Below are 17,342 nucleotides of genomic sequence, written 5' to 3'. Positions count from 1 at the left end.
ACGGGAACGACTCCGCCGGTTGACGCCGATGGTCTTGGCAAGGCCGTCACGGAGGCTTACGTTCGTGCCTCTACGGCCTGCTTCTACGGGCGTAGAGGCTCTGACGTCCCGTCGAAGGAGCAGCTCATGGCCAACGTCGTACGTGCCGCCCTGGTCCAGGCGACCTGGACCGGCGACACCGAGTCCATGGTGGCGAAACACGAGGAGCACGCCCGCGAGGCGGCCCGGCAGGGCGCGAGGATCATCGGTTTCCAGGAGGTCTTCAACGCCCCCTACTTCTGCCAGGTCCAGGATCCGGAGCACTACCGCTGGGCCGAGCCGGTGCCCGACGGGCCGACCGTGCGGCGTATGCGGCAGCTCGCGCGGGAGACGGGCATGGTGGTCGTCGTCCCCGTCTTCGAGGTCGAGCAGTCCGGTTTCTACTACAACACCGCGGCCGTGATCGACGCCGACGGCACCTACCTCGGCAAGTACCGCAAGCACCACATCCCGCAGGTCAAGGGCTTCTGGGAGAAGTACTACTTCCGGCCGGGGAACGTGGGCTGGCCGGTCTTCGACACCGCCGTCGGCAAGGTCGGTGTGTACATCTGCTACGACCGGCACTTCCCGGAGGGCTGGCGGCAGCTCGGTCTCAACGGCGCCCAACTCGTCTACAACCCGTCCGCCACCCACCGCGGCCTGTCCGGCTACCTGTGGCGGCTGGAGCAGCCGGCGGCGGCCGTCGCCAACGAGTACTTCGTCGCCGCGATCAACCGGGTCGGCGTCGAGGAGTACGGCGACAACGACTTCTACGGCACGTCCTACTTCGTCGATCCGCGGGGGCAGTTCGTCGGCGAGGTCGCCAGCGACAAGACCGAGGAACTCCTCGTCCGCGACCTCGACTTCGACCTGATCGAGCAGGTGCGGCAGCAGTGGGCCTTCTACCGCGACCGCCGCCCCGACGCCTACGAAGGGCTGGTGCAGCCGTGACCGACGACCTCTACGCCCGCCACCGCGACGTCCTGCCGGACTGGCTCGCCCTCTACTACGACGACCCGCTGGAGATCACCCACGGCGAGGGCCGCCACGTCTGGGACGCGCGGGGCAACAAGTACCTCGACTTCTTCGGCGGCATCCTCACCACGATGACCGCGCACGCCCTGCCCGAGGTGACCAAGGCGGTGAGCGAGCAGGCCGGGCGGATCATCCACTCCTCCACGCTCTACCTCAACCGTCCGATGGTCGAACTCGCCGAACGCGTCGCCCGGTTGAGCGGCATCCCCGACGCCCGCGTCTTCTTCACCACCTCCGGCACCGAGGCCAACGACACGGCCCTGCTGCTGGCGACGACGTACCGACGCAGCAACACCGTCCTGGCGATGCGCAACAGCTACCACGGCCGCTCGTTCAGCGCGGTCGGCGTCACCGGCAACCGCGGCTGGTCCCCGACCTCCCTCTCCCCGCTCCAGACGCTGTACGTGCACGGCGGCGTCCGCACCCGCGGCCCGTACGCCGCGCTGAGCGACGACGCGTTCATCGCGGCGTGCGTCGAGGACCTGAGGGACCTCCTCGGCCACACCCGCCCGCCCGCCGCGCTGATCGCCGAGCCGATCCAGGGCGTGGGCGGCTTCACCTCACCACCGGACGGACTGTACGCGGCGTTCCGTGAGGTGCTGAACGCGCACGGGATCCTGTGGATCGCCGACGAGGTGCAGACCGGCTGGGGCCGCACCGGCGAGCACTTCTGGGGCTGGCAGGCGCACGCCCAGAACGGCCCGCCGGACATCGTCACCTTCGCCAAGGGCATCGGCAACGGCATGTCCATCGGCGGGGTCGTCGCCCGCGCCGAGATCATGAACTGCCTGGACGCCAACAGCATCTCCACCTTCGGCGGCACCCAGATCACCATGGCCGCCGGCCTCGCCAACCTCACCCACCTGCTGGAACACGATCTCCAGGGCAACGCCCGGCGCGTCGGCGGACTGCTCATCGAACGGCTGAGGTCCGCCACCGCCCAGGACCCCGGAGTGCGGGAGGTACGCGGACGCGGGCTGATGATCGGCATCGAGCTGGTGCGGCCCGGCACCGACCGGGCCGACCCGGACCGGGCGGCCGCCGTGCTGGAGGCGGCCCGCTCCGGCGGCCTGCTGATCGGCAAGGGCGGCGGGCACAGCACCAGCGCCCTGCGCATCGCCCCGCCGCTGTCCCTGACCGTCGCGGAGGCCGAGGAGGGCGCCGCGATCCTGGAGCACGTGCTGAGGAGCACCCAGTAGCCCCACCCGAGCGAGGGAAAGAGCACCCATGTCCACCACCTTGGAGCACTGGGGACCCGTGGAGCCCCTGGAACCCGCCCTGTCGGTCCGGCAGGTCCTCTCCCTGGAACGCGTGCTGGCCGGGGAGCCCGAGGTGGTGGCCGGCGCCGCCCAGCTCGACCGCCCGGTGCGCTGGGTGCACGTCGCCGAGGCCGCCGACGTCGGGGTGATGCTCAGCGGCGGCGAGATGGTCCTCACCACCGGCGTGCTGCTCGCCGGTGACGAGGGCAAGCAGGCCGAGTACATCCAGTCCCTGCACCGCGCCGAGGCCGCCGCCGTCGTCCTGGGCCTCGGCCGCGCCTTCCCCGCCCCGCCGGACGTGATGCGGCGCGCGGCCGAGCGGTGCGGGCTGCCGATGGTCGTCCTGCACCGGCCCTTCCCCTTCGCCGAACTCACCGAGGAGGTCCAGTCCCGGCTCGTGCGGCGCAAGTACGCCGCCGTCAGCCTCTCGGAGACCGTCCGTACCGCCCTCACCGGGCTCATCACCGCCGGCGCGCCGCTGCAACGCCTCCTCGACGAGATCGCCCAGCACAGCGGCTGTCCCGTCGTCGTCACCAACCTCGCCCACCGGGTGCTGGCCACCGCGGGGGAACGGCCGGCCGTCGACGACGTGCTGCGCGACTGGGAGCGCATCGCCCGCCAGGCATGGGGGCACCACCCAGGCCTTTCAGGCACTGGGGGAGGCAGCGAGGGCGACGGCTGGATCCGCGCCGAGCTGGGCGGGCGCGGCGAGCGATGGGGGCAGATCATGCTGTGCGGGTACCGCGGCGACACCGCCGGCGGGCGGCTGCTCGCCGACCGGGCCGCCGAGGCCCTCGTCCTGCACCGCATGCTCGGCGGCACCTCCGCCCACACCTGGGAGGAGCAGTCCGCGCAGGGCCTGCTCACCGACCTGGTCTCCGGCGTCGTACCGGCCCGGCAGTTGCTGCCGCGCGCCCGGGCGGCGGGACTCCCGGTCAACCGGCGCACCTTCGTGCCGCTCGTCGTCCGCGACGGCGACCCCGCCCAACTCGACCGTATGCTGCGCCTGTTGGGACTGCCCGGTCTGGTCGCCGAGCTCGCCGACGGGGCCACCGCCGTGCTGCTCAGCCTCGCCCGCGACCAGGACGCCGAGGCGCTCGCCGCGCACTTCGCGGCCCGGCTGCGCACCGAGTCGGGGGAGGCCCGCACCGTCGTCGCCGCGGCCGACGCCCGCACCGTCTGGGACGAGGTGCCCGCCGGGCTGCGCGAGGCCCAGCACGTCGCCGACGCCGTCGCCGACTCCTCCACCGCCCTCGACCTGCCGGCCGTCGTCCGTCTGCGGGACGTCCATCTGCGCGGCCTGATCCGGCTGCTGCGGGACGACCCGCACGTGCAGTCCTTCGCCGAGCGGGAACTGGACGGGCTGCTGCGCGCCTCCGGCGAGGACCTGCTCGCCGTCCTGCGCACCTACCTGGCCACCGGCCGCAACAAGTCCCGCACCGCCCAGCTCCACCACGTCTCCCGGCCCGCGCTGTACCGCCGGCTGGAGGCCATACAGACGCGCCTCGGAGTGGACCTCGACGACTTCGAACAGGCCGCCTCGGTGCACATCGCACTCCTCGCGCATGACGCGCAACAGAGCTGAAACACGCCACGACCTGGGAAAACGGTGGTGAAACATGGGCTCACGACAGGGTGACACCGTGGCACGCCACACGCCCGCAGACGTGACACGGTGCAACTCAAAGACGACTTTCGGACTTCCTAGCCTTCTCGCACACCGAGCGACCGGAGGTCCCGATGAGCAGAGTGATCCGCGCCGCCGTCTTCCAGACCGCGTGGACGGGCGACAAGGAATCGATGATCCAGGTGCACGAGCAGGCGGCCCGGGACGCGGCCGCGCAGGGTGCTCAGGTCCTGTGCTTCCAGGAGCTGTTCTACGGACCGTACTTCTGCCAGGTCCAGGACAAGGCGTTCTACGAGTACGCCGAGCAGATCCCCGACGGCCCGATCGTCAAGCGGTTCCAGGCGCTCGCCAAGGAGCTGGGCATCGTCCTCGTCCTGCCGATGTACGAGGAGGAGCAGCCCGGCGTCCTCTACAACACGGCCGCCGTGATCGACGCGGACGGCTCCTACCTCGGCAAGTACCGCAAGCACCACATTCCCCAAGTGCCGGGATTCTGGGAGAAGTTCTACTTCCGGCCCGGCAACGCGGGCTGGCCGGTCTTCGACACCAAGGCCGGCCGGATCGGCGTCTACATCTGCTACGACCGCCACTTCCCCGAGGGCTGGCGCGCCCTCGGGCTGGAGGGCGCGGAGATCGTCTTCAACCCGTCGGCCACCTCACGCGGCCTGTCGGCCTACCTGTGGCAGCTGGAGCAGCCGGCCGCCGCCGTCGCCAACGAGTACTTCGTCGGCGCGATCAACCGGGTCGGTGTCGAGGAACTGGGCGACAACGACTTCTACGGCACCTCGTACTTCGTCGACCCGGAGGCCCAGTTCGTGGGCGAGGTGGCGAGCGACAAGGAGACCGAACTCGTCGTGCGCGACCTGGACCTGGCCAAGCTGCGCGAGGTCCGCGACCGCTGGCAGTTCTACCGCGACCGCCGCCCGGACGCGTACGGCCCGCTGACGGCACCGTGACCCACGTGGCTCCCCGCGCGCCCGTCCTTCAGGCGCGCGGGGAACCGCGCGATCCACCACAGACAACCCGCAGGCGATCAACTACCGCTCCGGAGACGGAACATGAGCAGCCGTAAAATCATCCGCGGCGGCCTCGTCATCACCGCGTCCGACGAGATCCACGCCGACGTCCTGATCGAGGACGGCCGTATCGCCGCCCTCGCCGCCCCCGGCACCCCGGCCGCCGAGGCCTGGACCGCCGAGCAGGTCATCGACGCGACCGGGAAGTACGTCATCCCGGGCGGCGTCGACGCCCACACCCACATGGAGCTGCCGTTCGGCGGCACCTTCGCCTCCGACACCTTCGAGACCGGCACCCGGGCCGCCGCCTGGGGCGGCACGACCACCATCGTCGACTTCGCCGTGCAGAGCGTCGGCCGCACCCTGCGCGAGGGCCTGGACGCCTGGCACGCCAAGGCCGAGGGCAACTGCGCGATCGACTACGCGTTCCACATGATCGTCTCCGACGTGAACCAGGACACGCTCAAGGAGATGGACCTGCTGGTCGAGGAGGGCGTGACCTCCTTCAAGCAGTTCATGGCCTACCCCGGGGTCTTCTACAGCGACGACGGGCAGATCCTGCGCGCCATGCAGCGCTCCGCCGAGAACGGCGGCCTGATCATGATGCACGCCGAGAACGGCATCGCGATCGACGTCCTCGTGGAGCAGGCGCTGGCCCGGGGGGAGACCGATCCGAGGTACCACGGCGAGGTCCGCAAGGCCCTGCTGGAGGCCGAGGCCACCCACCGTGCCATCAGGCTCGCCCAGGTGGCCGGGGCACCCCTGTACGTCGTGCACGTCTCGGCGATGGAGGCGGTCGCCGAGCTGGCCAAGGCGCGCGACGAGGGGCTGAACGTCTTCGGCGAGACCTGCCCGCAGTACCTGTTCCTGTCCACCGACAACCTCGCCGAGCCCGACTTCGAAGGCGCGAAGTACGTGTGCAGCACCCCGCTGCGGCCGAAGGAGCACCAGGCGAAGCTGTGGCGGGGGCTCAGGACGAACGACCTCCAGGTGGTCTCCACCGACCACTGCCCCTTCTGCTTCGTGGGCCAGAAGGAGCTGGGCCGGGGCGACTTCTCCAAGATCCCCAACGGTCTGCCGGGCGTGGAGAACCGTATGGACCTGCTCCACCAGGCAGTCGTCGACGGGCACATCTCGCGCCGCCGCTGGATCGAGATCGCCTGCGCCACCCCCGCCCGGATGTTCGGCATGTACCCGAAGAAGGGCACGATCGCCCCGGGCGCCGACGCCGATGTCGTGATCTACGACCCGCACGCCGAGCAGGTCCTGTCCGCCGAGACGCACCACATGAACGTCGACTACTCGGCGTACGAGGGCAAGCGGATCACCGGCCGCGTCGAGACGGTCCTGTCGCGCGGCGAGCCCGTCATCACCGAGCGGGAGTACACCGGACACGCCGGTCACGGCGTCTACACCCCGCGCTCCACCTGTCAGTACCTCATCTAGGGAGTGGTGCCATGGACTTCGGACTCGTCCTGCAGACCGACCCGCCGGCCTCGCGGGTCGTCAGCCTCATGAAGCGCGCCGAACGCAACGGCTTCACGCACGGCTGGACCTTCGACTCCGCCGTGCTCTGGCAGGAACCGTTCGTGATCTACAGCCAGATCCTGGCGAACACCAGCAGGCTGAAGGTCGGCCCGATGGTGACCAACCCGGGCACCCGTACCTGGGAGGTCACCGCCTCCACCTTCGCCACCCTCAACGACATGTTCGGCAACCGCACCGTGTGCGGCATCGGCCGCGGCGACTCCGCGATGCGCGTCGCCGGCCGCAAGCCCAACACCCTGGCCCGCATCAGCGAGGCCATGAAGGTCATCCGTGCCCTCGGCCGCGGCGAGGAGGCCGACCTCGGCGGTACGGCGATCAGGTTCCCGTGGATCGGACCGGACGCCGAACTCCCCGTCTGGATGGCCGCGTACGGCCCGAAGGCGCTGAAGATGACCGGCGAGGAGGCCGACGGGTTCATCCTCCAGCTGGCGGACCTCTACCTCACCGAGTACATGGTCAAGGCGGTGAAGGACGCGGCGGTCGCCGCCGGCCGCGACCCCGCCGAGGTCACGATCTGCGTCGCCGCCCCCGCCTACGTCACCGAGGACGACTCGCCCGAGGCGCTCGCCCATGCCCGCGAGCAGTGCCGCTGGTTCGGCGGGATGGTCGGCAACCACGTGGCCGACCTGGTCGCCAAGTACGGCGAGCACTCCGCGGCCGTACCCGAGGAACTCACCGACTACATCAAGGCCCGCGAGGGCTACGACTACTCCCACCACGGGCGCGCCGACAACCCCGACACGGCGTTCGTGCCCGACGAGATCGTCGACCGGTTCTGCGTCATCGGACCGGTCGAGAAGCACATCGAGAAGCTGAACGCGCTGCGCGAGCTGGGCGTCGACCAGTTCGCCGTGTACGACATGCACGACGCGCAGGAGAAGGTCATCGACGCGTACGGCGCGCAGGTGATCCCGGCCCTCAACGGCTGACCCGCCCCCGCAGTCCCGCTCACCTCCCCTCCCCCCACTCCTGTTCTCCCCTCCTCCGCCGTCCCGGGGGAGGGGGCCGGAGCCCGCACGGCCTTTCCGGATCCACCCCTCGTTTGATTGGCCTGCCCATGACCGACACCGCTCCCACGGCCATACCGCCGACCTCCCAAGTCACCCTCGCCGACGGCCGGGTGGAGATCGCTCCTGGTTCGCCGCAGCCCAGCGGCCCCTACGCCAACGAGGACCTGCTCCCGGTCCCCGTCGAGAAGCGCACCTGGACCACCTACAACTTCTCGGCGCTCTGGGTCGGCATGGCCCACAACACGGCCTCGTGGACGCTCGCTTCCGGTCTCATCGCCGTCGGCATGGACTGGAAGCAGGCGGTGTTCACCATCGCGCTGGCCAATGTGATCGTGCTGGTGCCGATGCTGCTCACCGGCCACGCGGGACCGAAGTACGGCATCCCCTTCCCGGTGTTCGCGCGCGCCTCCTTCGGTGTCCGCGGCGCCAACCTCCCCGCCGTCGTACGGGCGTTGGTGGCGTGCGGCTGGTTCGGCATCCAGACCTGGATCGGCGGCGAGGCGATCTACTTCCTCGCCGGGAAGCTGATCGGCGACGGCTGGACCGACGCCGGGAAGATCGGCGGCTACGCCTGGACCATGTGGCTGTCGTTCGCGATCTTCTGGGCGATCCAGGTGGCGATCATCTACCGGGGCATGGAGACCCTCCGCCGCTTCGAGAACTGGGCGGCGCCCTTCGTGCTCGTCGGCGCGCTCGTGATGCTGGTCTGGATGAGCGACAAGGCGGGCGGCTTCGGCCCGCTGCTGGACCAGCCGTCCAAGCTCGGCTGGGGCGGCGACTTCTGGAAGCTGTTCTGGCCGTCCCTCATGGGCATGATCGGCTTCTGGTCCACCCTGTCGCTGAACATCCCCGACTTCACCCGGTACGGCAGAAGCCAGAAGGCGCAGACCTGGGGACAGGCGCTCGGCCTTCCCACCACGATGACGTTGTTCGCGCTGCTGTCGGTCATGGTCACCTCCGGCTCGCAGGCCGTGTACGGCGAGACGATCTGGGACCCGGTCCAGCTGGCCGCCAAGACGGACAACGTGGTGGGTCTGCTGTTCGCGCTGGTGACGGTGCTGGTGGCGACCCTGTCGGTGAACATCGCCGCCAACCTGGTCTCACCGGCGTTCGACTTCTCCAACATCGCGCCCCGCAGGATCAGCTTCCGCGCCGGCGCGCTCGCCACCTGCGTCCTCGGCGTGCTGATCTTCCCGTGGAAGCTGTACTCCGACCCGCAGGGCTACATCTTCACCTGGCTCGGTCTGGTCGGCGGTCTGCTCGGCACGGTCGCCGGCATCCTCATCGCCGACTACTGGATCCTGCGCCGCGCCCGCCTCGACCTGGCCGACCTGTACCGCACGGGCGGCCGCTACTGGTACGACGGCGGCTGGAACTGGCGGGCCGTCGTCGCGTTCGCCGTCGGCGGGGTGCTCGCCGTCGGCGGCGCCAGCTTCAAACCGCTGATCGACGGCCGGCCCGTCCCGGCACTGGAGCCGCTGGCCGACTACGGCTGGGCCGTGGGCCTGGGCACGTCGATGGTGCTGTACCTGGCGCTGATGCTGCTCGGAGGCCGGCGGAACGACACGGTGTGACGCCTACGGCGGCACCGCACCGGGGCGGCCGGCGGGGGAGACCCCGTCCGGCCGCCCCGGCCGTTCGCGATGCCGTGCGGTCTCAGCCCGCGGTGGCCTTCAGCGCGGCCACCGCCTCCTTCGCCGCCTCGATGGCGCCCTTGTTGATCTCGTCGGTGCCGGGCGCCTTCTTCGTCTCGAAGTCGCTGCCGTTGTAGGTGACGACCACCAGCGCGTTGGCCACCCGGGCGATCACCGTGCCCTCACGGGTCTGCTGCTTGTCCTCGGTGGTGAGGTTCACCACCGAATAGCCCTCGTCCCCGAGACCCGGCACGGCACCACCGCCGCTCTTCTCCCCGGTGCGCTCCTTGTACGAGGTCTGTGCCGCCTCGTCCGAGTCCATGAGCTCGAAGGAGACGTCCAGCCAGCGGTAGTCGTAGCCCTTGAGGGCGTTCCAGGAGCAGGTGCGGCGCACCGTGCTGTCCGTCGACGGGATCTCCTTGCCGGCCGTCTTGGCGCCCGGCACCAGCGAGGAGACCGTCTTCGCCGCCACGCTCGTGCACGGCGCGGGAGCGGCGGCGTACGTCTTGGTCACCGCCGTGGAGGAGGGCGCGGACGCCGACTGGGACTGGGTCTTCGGCGTGTCCTTGGCCGCGGTGTCCTGCGTCGGGGTCAGCGGCCCGGACGACATCGCCCAGCCGGCACAGGCCAGCACGGCCACCGGGGTCAGACGCGCGGTGAGGGCGAGCGGCAGAGGGAGAGAGCGCACGGCGCACTTTCGTGGGGGACGGTGCGGACGAGGTCCGCGATGCGGACGGGGGACGCCAGTGTCACACGAGTCCTTGTGGGGCGGAAGTGCGAACTCGCTCCGTGGCGGCGCGGTGACGGGAAGCGTCCCCTCAGGCCGCCCCGTCCCCGCGCAGGAACCGGCGCAGCCGCCGCAGCGGCCAGGTGTTGATCACATCGTCCGGGGTGAGCCATCCGCGCTGGGCCATGCCGACGCCGTAGCGCAGGTGAGCGAGATGGACGACGGAGTGGGCGTCGGTGTCGACGGCGAACTTCGCCCCGTGGCCCTTGGCGCGGAGGATGTCCTCGTCACCCAGGTCGAGGCGGTCGGGCTGGGAGTTGATCTCCAGCGCGGTGCCCGTGCGGGCGCAGGCGGCGAACACCTCGTCGAGGTCGGCGTCGATGCCCGGCCGCTTGCCGAGCAGACGGGTGGTGGGATGGCCGATGAGATGGACGCGCGGGTTCTCGCAGGCACGCACCAGCCGCCGGGTCATCGCCGCCCGGCCGATACCGAAGTGGGAGTGGACCGAGGCCACGCAGAGGTCGAAACCCCGCAGGAACTCGTCGGGCCAGTCCACCTCGCCGTCCGGGTCGATGTTGAGTTCGGTGCCGTGCAGCAGCCGCATCCCGTGGTGGACGCCGTCCAGCGACCGCACCCGCTCGCGCTGGGCGAGGATCTTCTCGTCCGTCATGCGCTGCATGTACATGTTGGGCGCGTGGTCGGTGACCGCGTAGTACGCGTAGCCCCGCTCGGCGGCCGCCGCCACCATCTCCTCCAGCGGCGCCAGACCGTCGGTGAGATCGGTGTGGGTGTGCAGATCGCCCTTGATGTCGTCCTCCGTCACCACCTCCGGCAGCTCGCCGCGCAGGGCGGCCTCGATCTCCCCGCGGTCCTCGCGCAGGGTGGGCGCGATCCACGGCAGGCCGAGCCGGGCGTACACCTCCTCCTCGGAGCGGGAGGCGACCCGCCGTCCGCCCTCGGTCTCGAACAGGCCGTACTCGGAGAGCTTCAGCCCCGCGTGGACGGCGATCGTGCGGGTGCGGATGTTGTGCGCCTTGGAGCCGGTGAAATATTGCAGGGCCGCGCCCCACGCGTCCGGCCGCACCACCCGCAGATCGACCTGGAGGCCCTTGACGGTCCGCACGGAGGTCTTCTTCTCGCCGTGCGCGAGGACCTCCGCGGTGGACGGCAGCCCGGTGAGCGCCGCCATGAAGGGAGCCGACCGGGCGGCGGCGACCAGGATGTCGATGTCGCCGATGGTCTCCCGCATACGGCGCAGCGACCCGGCGTGGGCACAGCGGTCACAGCCGGCGATCCCGGAGAGCTCACCGACGATGTCCTCGGCCTGGTCCATGGCGGCGCTCAGCAGGATCCGCTCGCCCGCGCGCTGCATCAGTGCGATGCCGCGCAGGATGTTCTCCTCGGTCTTCTCCCCGAAGCCCTTCAGATCCCGCAGCTTCTCCGCCTTGATCGCGTCGGTCAGCTCCTCCACCGAGGAGATGTGCAGATCCTCGTAGAGCGTCATGGCCTTCTTCGGGCCGAGGGTGGGGATGGTGATCAGCTGCCGCACCCCCGCGGGAATCGTGGCCCGCCGCTCCTCGACCGCCGTGACGGTGCCGGTGCGCAGGTACTCGACGACCTTCTCGGCGATCGACCGGCCGACGTTCGGGATCTCCCGCAGAGCGGCGGGATCGAGGCGGGAGACGTCCGCGGGGTAGCCGCCGATCGCGCGGGCGGCCTTCTCGTACGCACGGGCCTTGAACGCGTCGCCCCCGGTGATGGCGATGAGGTCCGCGTACTCCTGGAGGAGCGCCTCGACCTCCTCGTTGGGCCGGGCCATGTCTCACAGTCTAGGAACCGGCCGCGGCCCGTGTCCTGCCCGCCGCCGGCCCGCAGCGGTGCGCATCCGGCCCGCGCAGGAGCGAGGATGGAGGTGCGGTGCGGGCACCGCGTCGCCCGCACCCCATCCCTCCCGGGTGAGGAGGTCGGGTCGTGTTGTTCATGGATCGTCGGGATGCCGGCCGGCAGCTCGCTGCCCGGCTGGAGCAGCTGCGTCTGAGGGGCGCCGACGTGGTGGTGCTGGGGCTGCCCAGGGGCGGCGTCCCGGTGGCCGCGGAGGTCGCCGAGGCGCTGGGCGCGCCGCTGGACGTCTGTCTGGTGCGCAAGCTGGGCGTGCCGTACCAGCCGGAGCTGGGCATGGGCGCGATCGGCGAGGGCGGGGTACGTGTGATCAACGACCAGGTGGTGCGCTCGGCGCGGGCCACCCCCGATGATCTGGCCCGGGTCGAGGAACACGAACGGGAGGTGCTGGCCGCCCGCGCCCGGCGCTACCGGGGCGGACGCGAACCGGTCCCCGTCGAGGGCCGGACGGTACTGGTGGTCGACGACGGGGTGGCCACGGGGTCGACGGCGCGCGCGGCCTGCCGGATCGCCCGCGCCCGGGGCGCGGCACGGATCGTGCTGGCGGTCCCCGTGGCCCCGAAGGACTCGACCAGGCGGCTGGCCGACGACGCCGACGACGTCGTCTGCGTGCACACCCCGTGGGACTTCTACGCGATCGGCCAGTTCTACGACGACTTCTCCCAGACCGGCGACGAGGAGGTCGTCGCCTGCCTCGATGCCGCTCTCGCCCGCCGGACCGCGCCGGATCCCGCCCGGTCCGAGGACCGGGAGGTGGACGTGCGGGCCGGCGCCACGGTGCTGGGCGGGCGGTTGACCCTGCCCGACGGCGCCACCGGCGTCGTGGTGTTCGCGCACGGCAGCGGCAGCGGCCGGCACAGCCCCCGCAACCGGTTCGTCGCCGACGCGCTGCACCGGGCCGGGCTCGGCACCCTGCTGTTCGACCTGCTCACCGAGGAGGAGGAGAGCGACCGGGCCAACGTCTTCGACACCGGGCTGCTGGCCGGCCGTCTGGCGGACGCCACCGACTGGCTGCGCGGACGGCCCGGGACCGAAGGGCTCCCCGTCGGGTACTTCGGCGCCAGCACCGGCGCCGCCGCCGCGCTGTGGGCGGCCGCCGAACCGGGCGCGCGGATCGCCGCGGTGGTCTCCCGGGGCGGCCGGCCGGACCTGGCGGGGCCACGGCTGTCGGCGGTGCGGGCGCCCACGCTGCTGATCGTCGGAGGTGACGACGACGTGGTGCTCGGCCTCAACCGGACGGCACAGGCCGAGCTGCGCTGCGAGAACCGGCTCGCGGTCGTCCCCGGCGCCACCCACCTCTTCGCCGAACCCGGCGCGCTGGAGCAGGTGACCGAGCTGGCCCGGGACTGGTTCACCGACCACATGGCCCCGCTGTCGCACGCGACGGCCTGACCGCCCGCGACCATGAGCGTCACCCTGTCCCTCTGCGGTGACGTGATGCTGGGCCGGGGCGTCGACCAGATCCTCCCGCACCCGGGAGATCCGGCGCTGCGGGAGACGTACGTCCGCGACGCCCGCGCCTATGTCGAACTGGCGGAGGCGGAGAACGGGCCGATCCCCCGGCCGGTCGGCTTCGACTGGCCCTGGGGCGAGGCGCTCGACGTCCTCGACCGGGCCGCGCCCGACGTCCGCGTTCTCAACCTGGAGACCAGCGTCGCGCGGGACGGCTCCTTCGCGCCCGGCAAGGAGGTCCACTACCGGATGCATCCCGCCAACCTGCCGTGCCTGGCCGCCGCCCGCCCCGACGTCTGCGCGCTGGCCAACAACCACGTCCTCGACTTCGGGCACCCCGGACTCGACGAGACACTCACCGCCCTGGCGGGCGCCGGGCTCAGGACGGCGGGAGCGGGCCGTGACGCCCGGGAGGCGAGGCGGCCGGCGATCGTCCCCGTGCGCGGCGGCGGCCGTGTGCTGGTCTTCTCCTGCGCGATGCCGTCCAGCGGCGTCCCACCGGAGTGGGCCGCGACCGGCCGGCGCGGGGGAGTGGATCTCGTGGCCGGGCCGTCCGCCACCGCCGCGGCGGAACTCACCGACCGCGTACGGCGGTCGAGACGACCGGGCGACACCGTGGTCGTCTCCGTCCACTGGGGCGCCAACTGGGGCTTCGCCGTCTCCCGCGACGAGGTCCGCTTCGCCCGCGCCCTCGTCGACGGCGGAGCGGACGTGGTGCACGGACACTCCTCGCACCATCCGCGCCCGATGGAGGTGTACCGGGGACGGCCCATCCTGTACGGGTGCGGCGACTTCGTCGACGACTACGAGGGAATCCGCGGATACGAGCGGTACCGGGACGACCTGCGGCTGCTGTACCTCGTCACCCTCGGCGCGGCAGGCACCCCCGCCGAGGTGCGGATGGTGCCCTTCCGGGCGCGACGGATGCGGCTGGAGCACGCCTCGCCCGAGGACACCGAGTGGCTGCGGGCCACCCTGGACCGGGTCAGCCGGGCCCACGGCGGCCGGATCGACCGTGGGCCCGGCGGCACGCTGACCCTCCGCTCGTAGACACCCGCGCATGCCCGGCCCGCGCCTGCGGTAGGGAGAGGAGGGCGAACCGACCGGCAGGCGCGAGCAGCGAGGTGAGAGGTGTTCACCACCCGTCCCACTCTTCAAGGCACGTTCGGCATGGTGTCCTCCACGCACTGGCTGGCCTCCCAGTCCGCGATGGCCGTCCTGGAGGACGGCGGCAACGCCTACGACGCCGTCGTGGCCGGCGCCTTCGTGCTGCACGTCGTCGAACCGCACCTCAACGGCCCGGCCGGTGAGGTCCCCGTCCTGCTCGCCCCGGCCGGCGGCGAGGTACGCGTGCTGTGCGGGCAGGGTGTCGCCCCGGCCGGCGCGACCGTCGCGCACTACCGGGGGCTCGGCCTGGACCTGGTGCCCGGCACGGGCCCGCTGGCCGCCGCCGTCCCCGGCGCGTTCGACGCCTGGATGCTGCTGCTGCGCGACCACGGCACCAAGTCCCTCGACGACGTCCTGAAGTACGCCGTCGGATACGCCGAGCACGGGCACCCGCCCGTGGAGAACGTGGGCGCGACCGTGGAGACGGTACGGCAGCTGTTCGAGACGGAGTGGACCTCGTCGGCGGAGATCTACCTGCCGGGCGGGAAGCCGCCCCGGCCCGGCGTGCCGCTGCGCAATCCCGCCCTCGCCGCCACCTGGAGGCGGCTGCTCGCCGAGACGGCGGGCGCGGGGGACCGGGAGGCGCGGATCGACGCCGCGCGGCTGGTGTGGCGCACCGGGTTCATCGCGGAGGCCCTGGTCCGGCAGGCGGCACGGCCCACGACGGACACCAGCGGCGAGCGCCACACCGGCACCCTCACCGCCGCCGACCTCGCCGGCTGGTCCGCGACCTACGAGACACCGGCGGCGTACGACTGGAACGGCTGGACCGTGTGCAAGGCCGGACCGTGGAGCCAGGGCCCGGCGTTCCTCCAGCAGCTCGCCCTGCTCCCGCCCGAAACGCCCGCGTACGGCTCCGCCGACTACGTCCATCTGCTGATCGAGGGCTGCAAGCTCGCCATGGCCGACCGGGAGGCCTGGTACGGGGACGCGGCCGGGGCCCCGCCGGTCCCGCTGGGGGAACTGCTGTCGCCCGAGTACAACGCCGCCCGGCGGCTGCTGATCGGCGACAAGGCCTCCTACGAGCTGCGGCCCGGCGCCCCGGGCGGGCGCACCCCGCGGCTGAGCGCCCACGCGCGCGTGGTGGTCACGGACGAGCCCGGCTTCAGCCCTCTCGGCGCGGGGGAGCCGACCGTCGCGAAGAGCCCGCTCTCCCCGGTGCCGGGGGAGCCGGAGACCACCGCCGAGGGCGCCACCCGCGGCGACACCTGCCACATCGACGTCGTCGACCGCTGGGGCAACATGGTCGCCGCCACCCCCAGCGGCGGCTGGTTGCAGTCCAACCCGGTCGTGCCCGAGCTGGGCTTCCCGCTCGGCACCCGGTTGCAGATGACCTGGCTGGACGAGGGCCTGCCCAACACCCTCACGCCCGGCCGCCGCCCACGCACCACCCTCACCCCGTCGATCGCGCTGCGCGACGGGGTCCCCGTGCTGGCCTTCGGCACGCCCGGCGGCGACCAGCAGGACCAGTGGCAACTGCACTTCTTCCTCGCCGTCGCCCACCACGCGCGCGTGCGCGGCGGACTCGACCTCCAGGGCGCGATCGACGCCCCCAACTGGCACAACGACGGATTCCCCGGCTCCTTCTACCCGCGCGGCATGCGCCCCGGCAGCGTGACCGTCGAGTCCCGCATGCCGGCGGACGTCGTCACCGCACTGCGCCGCCGCGGCCATGACGTCACCGTCGGCCCCGCCTGGTCCGAGGGCCGCCTGTGCGCGGTCGCCCGCGATCCGCGGACGGGCGTGGTGTCGGCGGCGGCGAACCCGCGAGGGATGCAGGGGTATGCGGTGGGGCGGTGACGGGCGCCACGGGCGGGCGCCGCCCGCGTCCGTGTTCCGGCCGAGCGCGCTGTTCATGCCGATTCCATCCGGAGTGCACCACAGGGGCGGGGGTTGTCAGTGGCACGTGGTCTCATGGGGGGCATGATCGAAGAGACGGAAACCATCGACGAGTTTCTCGCCCACCACTCGACCGACGTCGAGGAAGCGGTCCGCAAGGCCGCGGCGGCCGAGATCATGCCCCGCTTCCGGCAGCTCGCCGACGACGAGGTCGCCCAGAAGAGCGGCCCCCACGACCTGGTCACGGACGCCGACCGCAACGCCGAGCTGTACCTCACCGACGTTCTCGGCTCCCTGCTGCCCGGCTCGGTCGTCGTCGGCGAGGAGGCGGTCGACGCCGATCCGGCCGCGTACGACGCGATACGGGGCGACGCCCCCGTGTGGATCGTCGACCCGATCGACGGCACCCGGCAGTTCGTGCACGGCGACGACGGCTTCTGCACGCTGGTCGCCCTCGCCCGGCACGGCGTCGTGCTCGCCTCCTGGACCTACGCCCCGGCCCGCGACCAGCTGGCCACGGCGGTGCGGGGCGGCGGCGCCTTCCTGGACGGCGAGCGGCTGTTCGCCGGCCGGCCCGAGCCCGGCCGCGACCTGACGGTCGCCACCTCCCACCCCGACTACACCACCGATGAGCAGAAGCACGCCCTGCTCGGACTGTGGGCGGACGGCGTCGCACCGCGCGCGTGCGGATCGGCCGGCCTGGAGTACCTCGCCGTCGCCCGCGGCACGTTGGACGCCACGGCCTTCTCCTGGGAACTCGCCTGGGACCACGCGGCCGGGCTGCTGCTCGTCGAGGAGGCGGGCGGCGCCCATCTCACCCTCACCGGCGAGCCGTTCCGCCTCGCGGGCGGCAACGCCCTGCCCTTCACGACGGCCCGGGACGCGACGACTGCCCGCCGAGTGGTGACCCTCCTGTCGAACGGGCGACCCTGACACCCCGACCAGGTCGGCGTCCTGACCACGACGACCACGCCACCTCGGCGACTGGCCTTCTGGCTACCCGGGTCCCTTGGCCTGGCGGGCCTGCCGGGCGTCCTGGCCTTCTGGCTACCCGGGTCCCTTGGCCTGGCGGGCCTGCCAGGCGTCCTGGCCTTCTGGCCACCCCGGTCCC

The 17,342-nt window shown here is 72.0% G+C and carries 13 protein-coding genes; 11 read left to right on the top strand and 2 right to left on the bottom strand.

The features are described 5' to 3' along the window. Window positions 1-126: 126 nt before the first annotated feature. From ALMP_RS12585 to ALMP_RS12555, 7 genes are all read left to right on the top strand, one after another. Window positions 127-969, top strand: coding sequence for a nitrilase-related carbon-nitrogen hydrolase (locus ALMP_RS12585; protein ID WP_264927093.1), 843 nt, complete (start codon window positions 127-129; stop codon window positions 967-969). Further along, window positions 966-2,252 carry an aspartate aminotransferase family protein gene (locus ALMP_RS12580; protein WP_264927092.1) on the top strand — a complete coding sequence of 429 codons (1,287 nt, stop codon included), beginning with the start codon at window positions 966-968 and terminating at the stop codon, window positions 2,250-2,252. The genes ALMP_RS12585 and ALMP_RS12580 overlap by 4 nt, the downstream gene beginning before the upstream one ends. A gap of 28 nt (window positions 2,253-2,280) precedes the next feature. After that, on the top strand, window positions 2,281-3,897 hold the full coding sequence (locus ALMP_RS12575; RefSeq protein WP_264927091.1) for a PucR family transcriptional regulator: 1,617 nt from the start codon (window positions 2,281-2,283) through the stop codon (window positions 3,895-3,897). A gap of 155 nt (window positions 3,898-4,052) precedes the next feature. Then, window positions 4,053-4,895 (top strand): nitrilase-related carbon-nitrogen hydrolase, encoded by an 843-nt coding sequence (locus tag ALMP_RS12570; RefSeq protein WP_264927090.1) that lies wholly within the window; start codon window positions 4,053-4,055, stop codon window positions 4,893-4,895. Between the two features lie 102 nt (window positions 4,896-4,997). Beyond that, window positions 4,998-6,401 carry a dihydropyrimidinase gene (hydA, locus tag ALMP_RS12565; protein ID WP_264927089.1) on the top strand — a complete coding sequence of 468 codons (1,404 nt, stop codon included), beginning with the start codon at window positions 4,998-5,000 and terminating at the stop codon, window positions 6,399-6,401. 11 nt (window positions 6,402-6,412) lie between these two features. After that, window positions 6,413-7,432 carry a TIGR03842 family LLM class F420-dependent oxidoreductase gene (locus ALMP_RS12560; RefSeq protein ID WP_264927088.1) on the top strand — a complete coding sequence of 340 codons (1,020 nt, stop codon included), beginning with the start codon at window positions 6,413-6,415 and terminating at the stop codon, window positions 7,430-7,432. Window positions 7,433-7,560: 128 nt separating this feature from the next. After that, window positions 7,561-9,087 carry an NCS1 family nucleobase:cation symporter-1 gene (locus tag ALMP_RS12555; RefSeq protein ID WP_264927087.1) on the top strand — a complete coding sequence of 509 codons (1,527 nt, stop codon included), beginning with the start codon at window positions 7,561-7,563 and terminating at the stop codon, window positions 9,085-9,087. An 82-nt stretch (window positions 9,088-9,169) separates the two neighbouring features. Here ALMP_RS12555 and ALMP_RS12550 read toward each other — a convergent pair whose 3' ends face one another. After that, the gene (locus tag ALMP_RS12550) at window positions 9,170-9,835 is read right to left on the bottom strand and encodes a hypothetical protein (RefSeq protein WP_264927086.1); all 666 of its coding nucleotides are present in this window, start codon (window positions 9,833-9,835) and stop codon (window positions 9,170-9,172) included. A gap of 130 nt (window positions 9,836-9,965) precedes the next feature. Further along, on the bottom strand, window positions 9,966-11,693 hold the full coding sequence (polX, locus tag ALMP_RS12545; protein ID WP_264927085.1) for a DNA polymerase/3'-5' exonuclease PolX: 1,728 nt from the start codon (window positions 11,691-11,693) through the stop codon (window positions 9,966-9,968). Window positions 11,694-11,845: 152 nt separating this feature from the next. Between polX and ALMP_RS12540 the strand changes: the two genes are divergently transcribed. The 4 genes from ALMP_RS12540 to ALMP_RS12525 all read left to right on the top strand — a co-directional run bounded on the left by ALMP_RS12540 (window position 11,846) and on the right by ALMP_RS12525 (window position 17,164). Next, entirely contained in the window at window positions 11,846-13,165 is a 1,320-nt protein-coding gene (locus ALMP_RS12540) for a phosphoribosyltransferase family protein (RefSeq protein ID WP_264927084.1), read from the top strand. Window positions 13,166-13,177: 12 nt separating this feature from the next. Then, window positions 13,178-14,275 (top strand): CapA family protein, encoded by a 1,098-nt coding sequence (locus tag ALMP_RS12535; RefSeq protein ID WP_264927083.1) that lies wholly within the window; start codon window positions 13,178-13,180, stop codon window positions 14,273-14,275. 81 nt (window positions 14,276-14,356) lie between these two features. Continuing rightward, on the top strand, window positions 14,357-16,192 hold the full coding sequence (locus tag ALMP_RS12530) for a gamma-glutamyltransferase family protein (RefSeq protein ID WP_264927081.1): 1,836 nt from the start codon (window positions 14,357-14,359) through the stop codon (window positions 16,190-16,192). A gap of 123 nt (window positions 16,193-16,315) precedes the next feature. Then, window positions 16,316-17,164 (top strand): inositol monophosphatase family protein, encoded by an 849-nt coding sequence (locus ALMP_RS12525; RefSeq protein ID WP_264927080.1) that lies wholly within the window; start codon window positions 16,316-16,318, stop codon window positions 17,162-17,164. Window positions 17,165-17,342 lie beyond the last annotated feature (178 nt).

Source organism: Streptomyces sp. A012304 (assembly GCF_026008495.1).
Taxonomy (GTDB): Bacteria; Actinomycetota; Actinomycetes; order Streptomycetales; family Streptomycetaceae; genus Streptomyces.
The sequence above is the reverse complement of the archived record's forward strand: the minus strand, read 5'-3'. Positions and strand labels throughout refer to the sequence as shown.

Coding starts and splice junctions, on each gene's coding strand:
- ALMP_RS12525 (WP_264927080.1), top strand. CDS start 16,316: ATGATCGAAGAGACGGAAACCATCGACGAGTTTCTCGCCCACCACTCG.
- hydA (WP_264927089.1), top strand. CDS start 4,998: ATGAGCAGCCGTAAAATCATCCGCGGCGGCCTCGTCATCACCGCGTCC.
- ALMP_RS12570 (WP_264927090.1), top strand. CDS start 4,053: ATGAGCAGAGTGATCCGCGCCGCCGTCTTCCAGACCGCGTGGACGGGC.
- ALMP_RS12555 (WP_264927087.1), top strand. CDS start 7,561: ATGACCGACACCGCTCCCACGGCCATACCGCCGACCTCCCAAGTCACC.
- ALMP_RS12560 (WP_264927088.1), top strand. CDS start 6,413: ATGGACTTCGGACTCGTCCTGCAGACCGACCCGCCGGCCTCGCGGGTC.
- ALMP_RS12575 (WP_264927091.1), top strand. CDS start 2,281: ATGTCCACCACCTTGGAGCACTGGGGACCCGTGGAGCCCCTGGAACCC.
- polX (WP_264927085.1), bottom strand. CDS start 11,693: ATGGCCCGGCCCAACGAGGAGGTCGAGGCGCTCCTCCAGGAGTACGCG.
- ALMP_RS12535 (WP_264927083.1), top strand. CDS start 13,178: ATGAGCGTCACCCTGTCCCTCTGCGGTGACGTGATGCTGGGCCGGGGC.
- ALMP_RS12585 (WP_264927093.1), top strand. CDS start 127: ATGGCCAACGTCGTACGTGCCGCCCTGGTCCAGGCGACCTGGACCGGC.